8 protein-coding genes, 9 tRNA genes and 3 rRNA genes are annotated in these 15,442 nt (G+C 43.1%); 1 reads left to right on the top strand and 19 read right to left on the bottom strand.

Going from position 1 to position 15,442, the window contains the following annotated elements; genetic code table 11:
- Positions 1-284: 284 nt before the first annotated feature.
- Positions 285-1,982, bottom strand: a complete 1,698-nt coding sequence (locus tag PRK60_RS02360) for a phosphoenolpyruvate carboxykinase (protein WP_273646231.1) — start codon at positions 1,980-1,982, stop codon at positions 285-287.
- Positions 1,983-2,160: 178 nt separating this feature from the next.
- On the opposite strand from PRK60_RS02360, the gene PRK60_RS02355 reads away from it, so the two are divergent.
- On the top strand, positions 2,161-2,673 hold the full coding sequence (locus PRK60_RS02355) for an acyl-CoA thioesterase (protein ID WP_102169090.1): 513 nt from the start codon (positions 2,161-2,163) through the stop codon (positions 2,671-2,673).
- A 58-nt stretch (positions 2,674-2,731) separates the two neighbouring features.
- Here the strand turns inward: PRK60_RS02355 and PRK60_RS02350 are convergent, their stop codons facing one another.
- From PRK60_RS02350 to PRK60_RS02265, 18 genes are all read right to left on the bottom strand, one after another.
- On the bottom strand, positions 2,732-3,094 hold the full coding sequence (locus tag PRK60_RS02350) for a heavy metal-binding domain-containing protein (RefSeq protein ID WP_219721798.1): 363 nt from the start codon (positions 3,092-3,094) through the stop codon (positions 2,732-2,734).
- A 214-nt stretch (positions 3,095-3,308) separates the two neighbouring features.
- The gene (gene apf, locus PRK60_RS02345) at positions 3,309-4,004 is read right to left on the bottom strand and encodes an aggregation-promoting factor (RefSeq protein WP_273646230.1); all 696 of its coding nucleotides are present in this window, start codon (positions 4,002-4,004) and stop codon (positions 3,309-3,311) included.
- Positions 4,005-4,358: 354 nt separating this feature from the next.
- Positions 4,359-5,360, bottom strand: a complete 1,002-nt coding sequence (locus PRK60_RS02340) for a SufD family Fe-S cluster assembly protein (protein ID WP_273646229.1) — start codon at positions 5,358-5,360, stop codon at positions 4,359-4,361.
- 12 nt (positions 5,361-5,372) lie between these two features.
- The gene (gene nrdG / locus PRK60_RS02335; RefSeq protein WP_102169087.1) at positions 5,373-5,960 is read right to left on the bottom strand and encodes an anaerobic ribonucleoside-triphosphate reductase activating protein; all 588 of its coding nucleotides are present in this window, start codon (positions 5,958-5,960) and stop codon (positions 5,373-5,375) included.
- A gap of 12 nt (positions 5,961-5,972) precedes the next feature.
- A complete protein-coding gene (nrdD, locus tag PRK60_RS02330; RefSeq protein ID WP_273646228.1) occupies positions 5,973-8,207 on the bottom strand; it encodes an anaerobic ribonucleoside-triphosphate reductase in 2,235 nt (744 codons plus the stop codon).
- Positions 8,208-8,945: 738 nt separating this feature from the next.
- Positions 8,946-9,030 (bottom strand) — tRNA-Leu (locus PRK60_RS02325).
- Positions 9,031-9,058: 28 nt separating this feature from the next.
- Positions 9,059-9,129 (bottom strand) — tRNA-Cys (locus PRK60_RS02320).
- Between the two features lie 41 nt (positions 9,130-9,170).
- Positions 9,171-9,245: transfer RNA gene (locus PRK60_RS02315), tRNA-His, on the bottom strand.
- Positions 9,246-9,262: 17 nt separating this feature from the next.
- Positions 9,263-9,333: transfer RNA gene (locus PRK60_RS02310), tRNA-Trp, on the bottom strand.
- 6 nt (positions 9,334-9,339) lie between these two features.
- Positions 9,340-9,422, bottom strand: a tRNA-Tyr gene (locus tag PRK60_RS02305).
- Positions 9,423-9,427: 5 nt separating this feature from the next.
- Positions 9,428-9,500, bottom strand: a tRNA-Phe gene (locus PRK60_RS02300).
- A gap of 52 nt (positions 9,501-9,552) precedes the next feature.
- Positions 9,553-9,625, bottom strand: a tRNA-Val gene (locus PRK60_RS02295).
- 8 nt (positions 9,626-9,633) lie between these two features.
- Positions 9,634-9,705: transfer RNA gene (locus PRK60_RS02290), tRNA-Glu, on the bottom strand.
- Positions 9,706-9,712: 7 nt separating this feature from the next.
- A tRNA-Ser gene (locus PRK60_RS02285) sits at positions 9,713-9,804 on the bottom strand.
- Positions 9,805-9,852: 48 nt separating this feature from the next.
- Positions 9,853-9,969, bottom strand: a 5S ribosomal RNA gene (gene rrf / locus PRK60_RS02280).
- Between the two features lie 75 nt (positions 9,970-10,044).
- Positions 10,045-12,966 (bottom strand): 23S ribosomal RNA (locus tag PRK60_RS02275).
- A 204-nt stretch (positions 12,967-13,170) separates the two neighbouring features.
- Positions 13,171-14,745, bottom strand: a 16S ribosomal RNA gene (locus tag PRK60_RS02270).
- The 16S, 23S and 5S rRNA genes sit together here with 9 tRNA genes alongside, the layout of an rRNA operon.
- Positions 14,746-15,149: 404 nt before the next feature.
- Positions 15,150-15,353, bottom strand: coding sequence for a DUF1797 family protein (locus tag PRK60_RS02265; RefSeq protein WP_244973988.1), 204 nt, complete (start codon positions 15,351-15,353; stop codon positions 15,150-15,152).
- Positions 15,354-15,442 lie beyond the last annotated feature (89 nt).

Below are 15,442 nucleotides of genomic sequence, written 5' to 3'. Positions count from 1 at the left end.
ACGGATGGGTTACCACGATTTTTCAAATTCCGCTATTTTTGTAATTTTTTGTAACAAATATGCATCTTTTTCTTATATATTCATTTCACTAAAAGAGTCATTTGCTGATATACCAACGTTCTTCGGTTATCCTAAATTTTTCCTTCGTTAATTTGGAAACCAACCAAATATTCCATTATTTTCGCTGCTTTTTACTAAGAATTCTTATTTTAAGCTAAAAAAAGCCCCATAACACGTAAATGTTACAGGACTATTTCAATTATTGATGTCTTTGTAATCTGAATTTAGTTATTCATCAAAACATCAAGCAATTCAGAGGCAGACTCCTTCAATGCATCCTTAGACTTATCATTTCCAAGGTGAGTGAAGATTTCACCAACATAAACTCCCTTATTAAATAGTTCAGTGAAGACCTTGTCGATAACTGGCTTGGTCTTTTCTGGTTCTTGAACAGGACCAAATGGGTTAGCAAAGAATGTCTTACTCATCCCAACTTCATCAGTTGTTCCCAAGGCCTTCCGTTGACCAGCAATAAAGACTTTTTCAGCTTCTTCCTTAGTGTCAAAGCGGTGAATTCCAACTTGATCGCTATAGTTGTTAGCATACAACCACATGTCAATATGATGGTGCTTAACAACATTTTGGTAAGTATCAGCTGGAATAATAACCCGGGCGTTACTCAATTCAGGGTTAAGGTATACCCCCCGGTCCATGTTGTTAAATGCAACCGCACTGCTCAAGTCGTCCAAACGAACAAAGGCACCAGTTTCTGTACCTTGTGCATAGATGTGACCATCATCAGTTAAGGTAAAGCTTCCCATATCATCAAAAATGGTTTCCATGCTGACAATCTTATCATCAGCTAATTCTTGCAAAGCTTCAATTGATTCTGACTTTCCGGCACCGGAGTCCCCAAAGAAGACAACGTTCTTTTCCTTACCATTAGTGAACTTGATCTTCAACATTGAACCGTGAATTGGTAAACGACCATTGTAAATTTGGTGAAGGTTATGAACGGTCAAGCACATCTTCTTCATGTAACCAAAGTAAGTGGTCTTGTCAGTATATGGTACTTCACCAACCCAAATATCGTTCTTCTCATCGTGGTAATAATGTGAAAACATTCCCTCAGTCTTTTCAAGACCAAAGAGAACAACAAGATCTGGCTTTTGTCCTTCAACTTCTTCGGGTGATGCTAATTCAAACAAGTTTGAAAGAGCAATCCCGTTTACTAAGTAGTCAACGTTAAAGTAGATGAAGGCAAGACTTTCACCAATCTTAGCTGGATAACAGAACCACTTACCCCGCTCACCATGGAAACGATCGACCGGGTTCTCTTCTACAGCCGAGAAGACACCTTCCCGCTTGTTACTCTTAGTATGCATCATCATTGGTGGTCGGAGCATTACGGTATTGATGAAATCAATGTCACGCAGTTCTTCATAACCAGCAGGAATCTTCCAATCATGTTGTTGAACTAAAATTGTAGCGTTAGTTGCCGCATTGACTTGCCGGTAAGTCCGGTTTTCAAATCCTTGAAGTTTTTCTTCAAGAATCCGGTAAAGTTTCCGTACTAAATCATTAAACTGGGTATCAATAGTCCGAAATTCATTGCCAACAATTTTATTATCATTGTAACTAATAACAGAAACCCGCAATAATGAACGATAGTATGAGTACAATTCTTCGACACTAGCTAAGATATCTTTAGGATCATATTCATCAAAGGCGCTATCATCGTCAAAAAGGATCTTCTTTAATACATCGATAAACTTATCAACACTGGCATTATCAAAAGCATCATCATTATTATCAGGATTTCGTGAATCCAAGTATAATTTAACGATTTGCTTTACCTCATCACTATTTACTAATGAAGGAATATCAGTGAAGTAATTTTGACTGTAATTTAAGGTCGCTACTCCACGTTCAGGATTTACATATAGTGACTTAGTACCAATAATCTGACTGTCTTTTGACATTAATCTCATCCTTTCATCTCCGTAGTGTCTCTATTATAGTATATTTTTAAGAGAGAGATGAAAAAAATATTAACAAAATTTCATTTATTTACGTAAAATACCAAATTTTATTAAAGAAAACGGTTTCTTAACTATGCTAAAATAAACTATAAGTAAATATTTTTAAGGAGAGCCATTAATAATGAAGATAAATTGTAATAAAACCCTTGCCGTCTCTCTTCACCGTGTTTTTAATGCAGACCTAAATGAACACGGAACCGTTTTTGGCGGACGAATTTTAGAGCTAGTGGACGGTGAGGCATCTGTTGCCGCTATGCGGGTCACCCGCTCAACTGTCGTGACTGCCGCTATGGATCATGTTCAATTTCTTAAACCATTTCAACTCCAAGACTCAATGTGCATGGAAGCTTATGTTACAGGTGTTGGTCATAGATCATTAGAAGTTTTCGTTAAAGTCATTGGTGAACACCTGATGACTGGTGAACGTTTCGTCGGCTTTTCTTGCTTCATGACTTACGTAATCCAAGACCCTAAGAAAGTAATCCAGTACGACCAATTGATTCCCCAAACAGCAGAGCAAAAAGCAATGGTAGCTGGCTATGCAACCCGTCGCCAGCATCGAAAAGAAAATCGTCAAAAACAAGCAGCAATTATCAACTCAATCAGTAAAGATAAACCATGGGAAAATTAATTTAATAACGGCTCCTCAACTCTCATAATAATTTGAAAGTTGAGAAGCCGTTTAATATTTATTTGACTATTTTGACCGCAGTCCCGTATGCCGTAACCGTTGAAGAAGTAGACTCAAAGCGCATCGCTACTACCACATCTGCTCCAACTTGCTTTGCTTTATCTCGTAATGCTTTAATTGCTTGCTCATGGGCAGACGTTTTCTCCTCTCTAGTAGCAGTCCCAAATACTACTCCAATAATCCTATAATCGTTCTCTGGAATTTGTTCAGTCGTTGTTAAAGTAATTTCATCAATTACTGACCGTTTTTCCTTCTTTCGTCCCTGAGAAACAAAACCTGCTAGGCCACGATTTATTCCTGCTCCATACATCTTTTTAGCGCGATCCATCGATTCCTGATCATTTTTTGACTTAAACAGCATTTATCTCCCACACCTATTCATAGATTATAGCAAAAACTCTCAATAATAGCGGATAACACACTATTATCGAGAGTTATTTACTATTTTATTGCAGAAACGCGTTCGCAGAAAAGCCCTTAGAGACAACAAACTCCCTCCCAGGTGCTTTCAGCACCCAGTCGGGAGAAATTGTTGTCTTACAGGACTTTTTTATCCTGCTCACGCTCTATCTATTTTAGTACCAACCGTGTGATTGCCAGAATGATTGTGCGGCACTCCAGGAACCGTAACGGCTAGCTACGTATTGGTCGGCTACTCGTTCTTGGTTTGCGGCGGAGTAGTCACCGTTAAGGTATGATGCGGATAATTGGTACTTACCAATGTATTGACCGTTTTGGGCACCGTAGTTACCACCTGATTCACGGGCAACAATCCATGCCTTAGCAGCGGCATCATTACCGGCTACGCTTGATGTGTAGTTGCTGTAACTTGCAGCATTGCTTGCTGAAGTTGTTGCAGTTGCAGTTTGTGCTTGAGTATTTGCTGAAGCAGCTTGTTGTGATTGTGCTTGGCTTTGACTAGCAACACTAGTTGAGGTAGCTGCAGAACTGGTTTGGTTAGCAGTATTTGCTGATGGTAAGGTTTCAACTTGTTGTTGAGTAGCAGGTGCAACTTCACCGTCATCCTTAATTACTAACTTTTGACCAACGTAAATCAAGTTCTTGTTAGCAATGTTGTTGTTTGAAGCTAATGTATCAACAAAAGTTAAATCATGACCTAACTTATATGAAATTCCTGATAAGGTGTCACCGCTTTGCACCGTGTAAATTGAGTCGGCGTTAGCGGTTGTGGTAGTTGCGATAGTTCCTAAGGCAACAACCCCGGCTACAGCAGCTGTAACTTTAGCGATGTTCTTCGATAACTTATTCATATAAATGAAATACCTTCCTTTTCTCAAATATTGTTTCAAATTTCTAATTATTAATTTAAGTCGTTGATGACCTCATCAACGGTTTCTAATATACACGATTAAAATTACATGGTAGTTACCACAAATTATCAATTTCAGCCTTTTCCGTAATCTGATGTAATAAAAAGTTTATTTTCACTCTTGAGAAATGATAATAAATCCCAGTAGCAAGCGCTCCACGTGTCTTTCTTTATCAAATCATTTATAAAAGATATTTTGTAATAAAGAAAAACAAAAAAGTCTAAATTAGAGATTTCTGACCCTTAATTTAGACTTTTTATCACTATTCAGTGTGTTTCTGTAACTGTTTTGTAACTAAGAAAGACGCGCTAACCATGAACTAGCTGGTAATTGCGTCTTAAAGAAGTCATCAGGAGCATTAAAATGAGAGGTCTCTTCTTGATCATTAACCACTGTCTTTGCACTACTAGCAATTACACGGTGTTGATGAAGCTCCAATGGTTCGTCATCCACAGTGGCTAATTTTCCCCACTTCAACTGTGCATTAGGAGCTACCCATCCCCACTCATTCACTTGGGCACTAGTGTTTTCACCGTAGCCATCAACCTGAGTAACCACCTCTTGCTGGCAGTCAGCCTCAACCATAGAAGCTAACTGAACATTCCAACGCGCATCAGAGCCATCAAGAAAACTATAAAAGTTGCTGTATCCGTGTTGATTCTTTGGAATAATTCCTTCCACATCCAGCTTTGAACTCCGTGCCTGATAAGAATGAACCGCTTGACAAACTAAATTGCCATAATAGCTGTTATTTTGGCAGAACTTTACCTGCGCTCCTGCCCCCATCAAAATCTCAGTAGCAGTATATAACGGAGCTTGCGTCTCATAACTACCTTCTTCAATGATCGTTACTTGAGCGCCAGCACCAACGATGATTAGGTTATGCGGATTATTGCTCCTCGTTACTAACTCAATTTTTAACGGTTTCTCTAATTTTGTCTCATCTGGAACATAAATAAATTGACCAGTATCCATTAATGCCAGGTGAAGTGCATTCAACTGGTTATCTTGCCAGCGAACTGCTTTTTCCATCAAGTTTTCCTGTAATAATTCGGGATATTTCTGAACAGCCACATTGATTGGCAGTGCTACAAAATCATCCCCATCATGATTCAGTGATAAAGATTCATCATTACCAGCAATACTTGGTTGCTGCCACTTTGCTAACCATGCTTGCTGGTGATTGGCTAACGGAAACCGTTTTTGCAACATTATTGCTAATGAACGCTTCTTTTGGAGCCAGTCTGGTTGTCCCTGACTAGCCTTTTGAACAGTCTTCAATAATTCTTCATTCATTCATTTCACCTGTTAATGGACTAACTTATCCCAAATAACCACTTTGCCACTAGCAAATGACTTAGGGACATCAATAATTCGTTGATTGGAACTGCCCCGGAATTGTAAAGTCAGATCCTTTTTTGCCAACAAGAACCGACCATCAACCAGAATATCAATATTATGAAGCATTTCCAATTTATCATCAGAATCCTTCAATAGTTCTTCCCAGGTATATCCAGACCATGACCAAATATCTTTAGTATGGCCGAATTCTTTTCGTAACCGGTGAATTAGCTTTAAACAAACCTGAGTGTTTAAGAACGGTTCGCCGCCAAGAAGAGTAAGCCCCTGAACATAACTTTGCGAAAGATCCTCCATTATCTGATCTTCAAGTTCCTGGGTATAAGGCTGTCCATAGTGAAAATTTTGTGCCGCCTTATTGTAGCAACCCGGACAATTAAATAAACAACCACTAACATAAACACTGCATCGAACCCCTTCACCATCAACAAAATTAAACGGTTTATAGTCCGCTACGTATTGAAGTGAATGATCCTTTGCCAACCACTCCTTTGGTTGTGGATTTTTTGGTAATCTTTGCGGCCTTTTCTCTACCATTCTAATCCCCCACTAAATTTGATCGCCATTAATGGCAGCCCGATCTTCTTTTGAATCGAATTGACGATTTTGTTCAAACTGAGCAGCCGACTTAATCATTGAAGAACTCATATGCTTTACTCGGTGGATAATTTCCTCGTGCCGACCATGAACCATTGGTCGCTGTTGTGGATTACCTAAGTAGCCACAAGTCCGCTTAACAACGTCACACGTTGCCGGATCGTGGTTCCCACATTGCGGACACTTAAACCCACGTGCAGTTGCCTCAAATTCGCCTTTAAAGCCACACTTAAAGCATTGATCAATTGCGGTATTTGTTCCTAAGTAGCCAACATGATCATAAGCCCAGTCCCAAACTGCTTCGAGCGCCTTCGGATTTTGACGAAGATTTGGATACTCGCAATAGTGAATAAAACCACCGGCAGCTTGGTATGGGAACGCTTCTTCAAATTCTAGTTTCTCAAATGGTGTCGGATGCTTGCGAACATCATAGTGGAAACTGTTAGTGTAATATTCCTTATCAGTAACATCCTCAATCCGGCCAAATTTTTTAAGGTCATTTTGGCAGAAAGTATCAGTCAATGATTCAGCGGGAGTTGAGTAAAGACTGTAGTGGTAGCCTTCTTCGCTTTCCCATTTAGCACAAAGTTCATGCATCGCCTTAGCAATCGAAACTGCAAAGTCATGAGCTTCCTGGTTATGTTCCCAATTTGAACCATAAAAGGTGGTGCAAACTTCATACAATCCAATGTACCCCAAAGAAATGGTTGCTCGACTATTTTTAAAGACTTCATCAACACTATCAGTCCGCTTTAGTCGCTTTCCAAACGCACCATACATGTAAAGCAATGGTGCATTTTCGGGCTTGGCCTGCTTTGTCCGCGCAATCCGGTACTTCAAGGCAGTGTGACAAATATTCATCTTTTCTTGGAAAATTTGCCAAAAGAGTTCCTTATCGCCTTGAGCTTCAAGGGCAATTCGCGGTAAGTTAACCGTTACAACCCCAAGATTCATTCGACCAGAATTAACCTCTTTACCGGTTTCAGGGTCTTTCCACCCTTGCAAGAACGAACGACATCCCATTGGTGTCTTAAAACTGCCAGTGATTTCTTTAATTTTGTCATACATTAGTAGGTCTGGGTACATCCGCTTAGTTGAACATTCAAGTGCAAGTTGCTTGATATCATAATTTGGATCACCAGGTTGTAAGTTTAACCCACGCTTCAATGTAAAAATCAATTTAGGGAAGATTGCTGTCCGGTGTTCCTTTCCCAGTCCCTTAATCCGGATCTGCAGAATTGCTTTTTGAATCTCCCGGCTAATCCAGCTAGTCCCTAGGCCAAAGTTAATTGTGGTAAATGGTGTTTGACCCTGACTTGAATAAAGAGTGTTGATCTCATATTCCAGGGCCTGCATTGCATCATAAATATCCTTCTTTGTCTTCGCCCGAGCAAATTCTTCCCGCTTTTCAGGAGCGATCCACTCCTCAGCATCCTTCATATGCTTTTGGTAATTCAATTTAGCATATGGTTCCAATAATTGGTCAATCCGGTTAGCGGAACAACCACCGTACTGTAATGAAGCCACGTTTGCAATAATTTGGGACATCTGAGCAGTTGCAGTTTGAATTGAACGTGGTGAAGAAACCCAAGCATTCCCAATTTTGAAGCCATTCTTGAACATTTCATCAAAGTCGATCAAGCAACAATTAGTTTCGGGAGTCACTGGGGAATAGTCCAGATCATGCCAGTGAATATCGCCACGTAAATGCGCCTTAGCTACTAAATCAGGTAACATTTTCAATCCCAAAGCACGGCTAACGACCCCTGCTTCCAGATCCCGTTGCGTATTAAAAACGTGACTATCCTTATTGGCGTTTTCGTGGACAACCCGTGAATTACGGTCAAACAATTGACTAAGCTTATATTGCGGATCAGTTGCTTCCGCGAAGTTTTCTTCGTCTTGACGACGATAGTTAACATATTTTTGAGCCAAAATGTTTTGGTCTGCTTTCTTTAGCCCTGAAATAAATGCCTGTGCAATTTCAATCGTAGAAACTGTTTTCTTTCCCATAAAGGAGAGCAGCTCTTGGTAAACAGCAGCTTTCGTTTCACTATCAGCATTTAGTTCTTTTAACACTAAGTCAATCTTATAACCGTAAAAGGGTGTCTCAGTGCCGTCACGCTTTACAACCTTTACATCGGTCAGATTTTGTAAACTTGTATCATTCATTAACTCTATTTTCATTTCTGCAGACCCCTCTTTTATTGTTTAACGATTGCTATCTTACTATTGAATAAATTGAAGAGAAAGGTTGACTTCCCCAACACAATATGTAGGGGGTAGGATATTATATCCACTATTTATTGTGATTTTTACTCAATTGAGATAATCTAATTAAGAATGATAAAGTACAAAGTCCTGCCTTATTAACTTTCTCCTGGATTTTGTATTGAAAATCCATCTTTTTTCTCTTCCTCATATTATCAATAGATAAATCACTTAACTAAAAATTTATTAGTCTAGACATATGAAAAATGATTCATATATAGCTAATCCTTAACTGATTACTTCAATAAAGTTCAGTGGAGAGGTCTAAATTTATGGTTATTTTATATTGCTTTTTATTTTGATTCCCTTATTAACTCGTGAATCATAAGTTAGCTTAACATACGCAGGCATGATAATTGGCAATGCGGTTACCAAAATCATCAAGCCAAGAATCACAGCAATCAAAATCAAGGTCATAATTCCATAGAGGACTAGGGCACAGGATTTCCATTCAAAATAAATTAAATGAAAGCAAAATCTAAGAAACATATTGAAGTGATATTAGATATCCTAAATTCGGACAATGATGTACAAACAATGTACAAGAACAAAAATAATTAATTTAAAAAGTAAAAAATAGGTTGAAGCAAGATGCATCAAGCTTCAACCTATTTCCATTATTTGCTAACTAATATTAATTATCCGTCTAAAGTATGCCTCCGGTGGGGGTCGAACCCACACTCCCTCAACGGGAACTGGATTTTGAGTCCAGCGCGTCTGCCAATTCCGCCACAGAGGCAAAATATTAATATTAGCTAACAACTAAAAGGTGGTAATCGGATTTGAACCGATGATAAAGGTTTTGCAGACCTCTGCCTTACCACTTGGCTATACCACCAAATAGTTAACGTTAAAAGTGATAAATGCCTTTTAACAAAGGGCGGTATGTGGGATTCGAACCCACGCGTGCCGGACCCACAAACCGGTGTGTTAACCAAACTTCACCAATACCGCCAAAAAATTCATAAAAGCAGGGATAGTAGGAATCGAACCCACAATGACGGTTTTGGAGACCGTAGTTATACCGTTTAACTATATCCCTATAAAATGGGGGAGAGTGGATTCGAACCACCGAACCCGAAGGAACGGTTTTACAGACCGTCGCGTTTAACCAGACTTCGCTACTCCCCCATAAATGGCGCGGGACGGAATCGAACCGCCGACACACGGAGCTTCAATCCGTTGCTCTACCAACTGAGCTACCGAGCCATTGCGATAATATGGGTTTTATTAAATTACCAAACACAACTTTCGTTGTGAATGGAGGATACAGGGCTCGAACCTGTGACCTCCTGCTTGTAAGGCAGATGCTCTCCCAACTGAGCTAATCCTCCATAAAGAGTGACCCGTGCGGGATTTGAACCCACGATACCAGCGTGAAAGGCTGGTGTCTTAACCACTTGACTAACGGGTCATAACAACGGAGAGTAAGGGATTCGAACCCTTGATACAGGCTTTAACCCGTATACAGCATTTCCAATGTTGCTCCTTCGGCCAACTCGGACAACTCTCCAAAATCCGAGCCCTGGCAACGAACCAGGTGCCAAAGCTCAATCAAATCGCGTGGCAACGTCCTATCCTCGCAGGGAGCGATCCCCCAACTACTTTTGGCGTGTTGAAGCTTAACTTCTGTGTTCGGCATGGGAACAGGTGTATCCTTCAAGCCATCATCACCACACTTACCCTTCCGGGCAAGAGCTTGCGCTCTCAAAACTAAACAATATCGCTCTTCTTCCAAACCTTACCGCTTAACTTGGTTAAGTCCTCGACCGATTAGTAATGGTCCGCTCCATGCCTCACGGCACTTCCACTTCCATCCTATCTACCACATCATCTTTGTGGGGTCTTACTTCCCGAAGGAATGGGAAATCTCATCTCGAGGCGAGTTTCACACTTAGATGCTTTCAGCGTTTATCTCGTCCATACATAGCTACCCAGCGGTGCTCCTGGCGGAACAACTGGTACACCAGCGGTATGTCCATCCCGGTCCTCTCGTACTAAGGACAGGTCCTCTCAAATTTCCTCCGCCCGCGACGGATAGGGACCGAACTGTCTCACGACGTTCTGAACCCAGCTCGCGTACCGCTTTAATGGGCGAACAGCCCAACCCTTGGGACCGACTACAGCCCCAGGATGCGATGAGCCGACATCGAGGTGCCAAACCTCCCCGTCGATGTGGACTCTTGGGGGAGATAAGCCTGTTATCCCCAGGGTAGCTTTTATCCGTTGAGCGATGGCCCTTCCATGCGGAACCACCGGATCACTAAGCCCGACTTTCGTCCCTGCTCGACCTGTCTGTCTCGCAGTCAAGCTCGCTTGTGCCTTTACACTCTGCGAATGATTTCCAACCATTCTGAGCGAACCTTTGGGCGCCTCCGTTACCTTTTAGGAGGCGACCGCCCCAGTCAAACTGCCCACCTGACACTGTCTCCCAGCACGTTCAGTGCTGCGGGTTAGAGTGGTCATAATGCAAGGGTAGTATCCCACCAACGCCTCCGTCGAAACTAGCGTTCCGACTTCTATGGCTCCTACCTATCCTGTACAAGCAGTACAAACACTCAATATCAAGCTACAGTAAAGCTCCATGGGGTCTTTCCGTCCTGTCGCGGGTACCCTGCATCTTCACAGGGATTTCAATTTCACCGAGTCTCTCGTTGAGACAGCGCCCAGATCGTTACGCCTTTCGTGCGGGTCGGAACTTACCCGACAAGGAATTTCGCTACCTTAGGACCGTTATAGTTACGGCCGCCGTTTACTGGGGCTTCAATTCAGAGCTTCGCCGAAGCTAACCCTTCCTTTTAACCTTCCAGCACCGGGCAGGCGTCAGCCCCTATACTTCATCTTACGATTTTGCAGAAACCTGTGTTTTTGATAAACAGTCGCCTGGGCCTATTCACTGCGGCTGGTCTTGCGACCAGCACCCCTTCTCCCGAAGTTACGGGGTCATTTTGCCGAGTTCCTTAACGAGAGTTCACTCGCTCACCTTAGGATTCTCTCCTCGACTACCTGTGTCGGTTTGCGGTACGGGCAGTTAACGTGCTCCTTAGAAGCTTTTCTCGGCAGTGTGACATCGGCAACTTCGCTACTGTAATTTCGCTCCCCATCACAGCTTGTCAACCCGGATGTAAGCATTTGACTCACATCCTGACTTACTGCTTGGCCCCACTCTTCCAATCGTGAGGTTTGCTTAGCCTCCTGCGTCCCTCCATCGTCAAACGCAGTTAACTGGTACAGGAATCTCAACCTGTTATCCATCGCCTACGCCTCTCGGCCTCGGCTTAGGTCCCGACTTACCCTGGGAGGACGAGCCTTCCCCAGGAAACCTTAGTCATTCGGTGGACAGGATTCTCACCTGTCTTTCGCTACTCATACCGGCATTCTCACTTCTAAGCGCTCCACCAGTCCTCACGGTCTAGCTTCACCGCCCTTAGAACGCTCTCCTATCACGTGCACGTAGTGCACATCCACAGTTTCGGTAATATGCTTAGCCCCGGTACATTTTCGGCGCAGAATCACTCGACTAGTGAGCTATTACGCACTCTTTAAATGGTGGCTGCTTCTGAGCCAACATCCTAGTTGTCTATGCAACTCCACATCCTTTTCCACTTAGCATATATTTAGGGACCTTAACTGGTGATCTGGGCTGTTCCCCTTTACACGGTGGATCTTATCACTCATCGTGTGACTCCTGGGCATAAATCAATGGCATTCGGAGTTTATCTGAAGTTGGTAACCTATGACGGGCCCCTTGTCCAAACAGTAGCTCTACCTCCACGATTCTTTTTCCCAAGGCTCCCCCTAAAGAGATTTCGGAGAGAACCAGCTATCTCCAAGTTCGTTTGGAATTTCACCGCTACCCACACCTCATCCCAGCCATTTTCAACTGACACGGGTTCGGTCCTCCAGTGCGCTTTACCGCACCTTCAACCTAGACATGGGTAGGTCACCTGGTTTCGGGTCTACAACTACATACTTCGTACGCCCATTTCAGACTCGCTTTCGCTGCGGCTCCGGTTTTTCCACCTTAACCTTGCATGCAATCGTAACTCGCCGGTTCATTCTGCAAGAGGCACGCCGTCACCCATTAATGGGCTCCGACAGCTTGTAGGCACATGGTTTCAGGAACTATTTCACTCCCCTTCCGGGGTGCTTTTCACCTTTCCCTCACGGTACTGGTTCACTATCGGTCACTAGGGAGTATTTAGCCTTGCGAGATGGTCCTCGCTGCTTCCGACGGGGTTTCACGTGTCCCGCCGTACTCAGGATCCTGAACTGAGAGAGTGCCGTTTCGTCTACTGGGCTTTCACCATCTCTGGCACAGCTTCCCAACTGTTTCGACTACGTCGCTCTTTGGTAACTCAAATGTTCAGTCCTACAACCCCAACGAGCAAGCTCGTTGGTTTGGGCTCTTCCCCGTTCGCTCGCCGCTACTAAGGGAATCGATGTTTCTTTCTCTTCCTGCAGCTACTGAGATGTTTCAGTTCACTGCGTCTACCGCTTGCTAGCTATAGATTCACTAGTCAAGCAACCAACGACTAAGTTGGTTGGGTTTCCCCATTCGGAAATCTCCGGATCAAAGCGTACTTACCGCTCCCCGAAGCATATCGGTGTTAGTCCCGTCCTTCATCGGCTCCTAGTACCAAGGCATTCACCATGCGCCCTTCATAACTTAACCTTGATAATCACTTCGTGATTATCCGATTAATTGAGTTAGCGATTAATTTCTAAAAAACTCAAAATAACGCGGTGTTCTCGGTTTGTTTTGTTAATTAATAAAGAAAATTGATATTATTTAGTTTTCAAAGTGCAAGCTTGAGAGTAAACCTCTCAAAACTAAACAAAGTTTCCACAATGTGTAGGTTTCCGTTTTATTCCTTAGAAAGGAGGTGATCCAGCCGCAGGTTCTCCTACGGCTACCTTGTTACGACTTCACCCCAGTCATCTGCCCTGCCTTAGGCGGTTCCCTCCAAATGGTTAGGCCACCGACTTTGGGCATTGCAAACTTCCATGGTGTGACGGGCGGTGTGTACAAGGCCCGGGAACGTATTCACCGCGGCATGCTGATCCGCGATTACTAGCGATTCCGACTTCGTGTAGGCGAGTTGCAGCCTACAGTCCGAACTGAGAACGGCTTTAAGAGATTAGCTTACTCTCGCGAGTTCGCAACTCGTTGTACCGTCCATTGTAGCACGTGTGTAGCCCAGGTCATAAGGGGCATGATGATCTGACGTCGTCCCCACCTTCCTCCGGTTTGTCACCGGCAGTCTCACTAGAGTGCCCAACTAAATGCTGGCAACTAGTAACAAGGGTTGCGCTCGTTGCGGGACTTAACCCAACATCTCACGACACGAGCTGACGACGACCATGCACCACCTGTCATTGCGTCCCCGAAGGGAACGCCTAATCTCTTAGGTTAGCGCAAGATGTCAAGACCTGGTAAGGTTCTTCGCGTAGCTTCGAATTAAACCACATGCTCCACCGCTTGTGCGGGCCCCCGTCAATTCCTTTGAGTTTCAACCTTGCGGTCGTACTCCCCAGGCGGAGTGCTTAATGCGTTAGCTCCGGCACTGAAGGGCGGAAACCCTCCAACACCTAGCACTCATCGTTTACGGCATGGACTACCAGGGTATCTAATCCTGTTCGCTACCCATGCTTTCGAGCCTCAGCGTCAGTTGCAGACCAGACAGCCGCCTTCGCCACTGGTGTTCTTCCATATATCTACGCATTCCACCGCTACACATGGAGTTCCACTGTCCTCTTCTGCACTCAAGTCGCCCGGTTTCCGATGCACTTCTTCGGTTAAGCCGAAGGCTTTCACATCAGACCTAAGCAACCGCCTGCGCTCGCTTTACGCCCAATAAATCCGGATAACGCTTGCCACCTACGTATTACCGCGGCTGCTGGCACGTAGTTAGCCGTGACTTTCTGGTTGGATACCGTCACTGCGTGAACAGTTACTCTCACGCACGTTCTTCTCCAACAACAGAGCTTTACGAGCCGAAACCCTTCTTCACTCACGCGGTGTTGCTCCATCAGGCTTGCGCCCATTGTGGAAGATTCCCTACTGCTGCCTCCCGTAGGAGTATGGACCGTGTCTCAGTTCCATTGTGGCCGATCAGTCTCTCAACTCGGCTATGCATCATCGCCTTGGTAAGCCGTTACCTTACCAACTAGCTAATGCACCGCGGGCCCATCCTGAAGTGATAGCCGAAACCATCTTTGAAACGAAAACCATGTGGTTTTCGTTGTTATGCGGTATTAGCACCTGTTTCCAGATGTTATCCCCCGTTTCAGGGCAGGTTGCCCACGTGTTACTCACCCGTCCGCCGCTCACTGGGAATCCAACGTCAATTCAGTGCAAGCACGTCATATCAGTTGGGCCAGTGCGCTCGACTTGCATGTATTAGGCACACCGCCGGCGTTCATCCTGAGCCAGGATCAAACTCTCATATAAAATATAAGAACTTGAATAGCTCTAATTCAAATTAATTAAGCGAATTGACTTCGCAAATGTTTTGCTTCAAATCATTATGATTGAAGACCCTACACATTTGATTCGTCGAAACTTTGTTCAGTTTTCAAAGGTCTACTTTGTTCAACTGCAAAGCTGAACAACATTTAAGATTATATCGCATGCCCATTCTAATGTCAACAATTAATTTCACTTAATTGAATCGCCAAAGATTAAATCATTAATCTCAACAAGCAGCTTAAATAATATATCATGACAACAAATTAATGTCAACATATTATTTCAAATGAATTTACAATCAAATGTAACGTCCATTTATATTGTCTCACAGACAACGATAACTAATATACCTTGTTCATCAGTCCACGTCAATAGGAAATTTTAATTTAAAAAGTATGTTTAAAATCATATAAGCAATTAAAAACTTCAATTGCGGCTAAATCAATATCGTCAAAACGAAATCGTTCTCGTGGACGATAGCGTTCAAAAATAAATTCACGGCTTGATCGAATATACGTCACCTCACAAAGAGGAATTCCAAACTGTTCAAAGATTCTTTTCTGTCTATTATTAGAGTGATCAAGCGCCATTGCTTGAAGTCGTTTAATAATTTTTTCTAAATTTGAAGAGTACACCCTTTATCCCTCACATTCATTTTAAATAATGAGGGCGAGAAAAT

It is taken from the genome of Limosilactobacillus portuensis, from assembly GCF_028607025.1.
Classification (GTDB): domain Bacteria; phylum Bacillota; class Bacilli; order Lactobacillales; family Lactobacillaceae; genus Limosilactobacillus; species Limosilactobacillus portuensis.
Note: the sequence above shows the minus strand (reverse complement) of the source record. Positions and strands in the feature narration are given on the sequence as shown.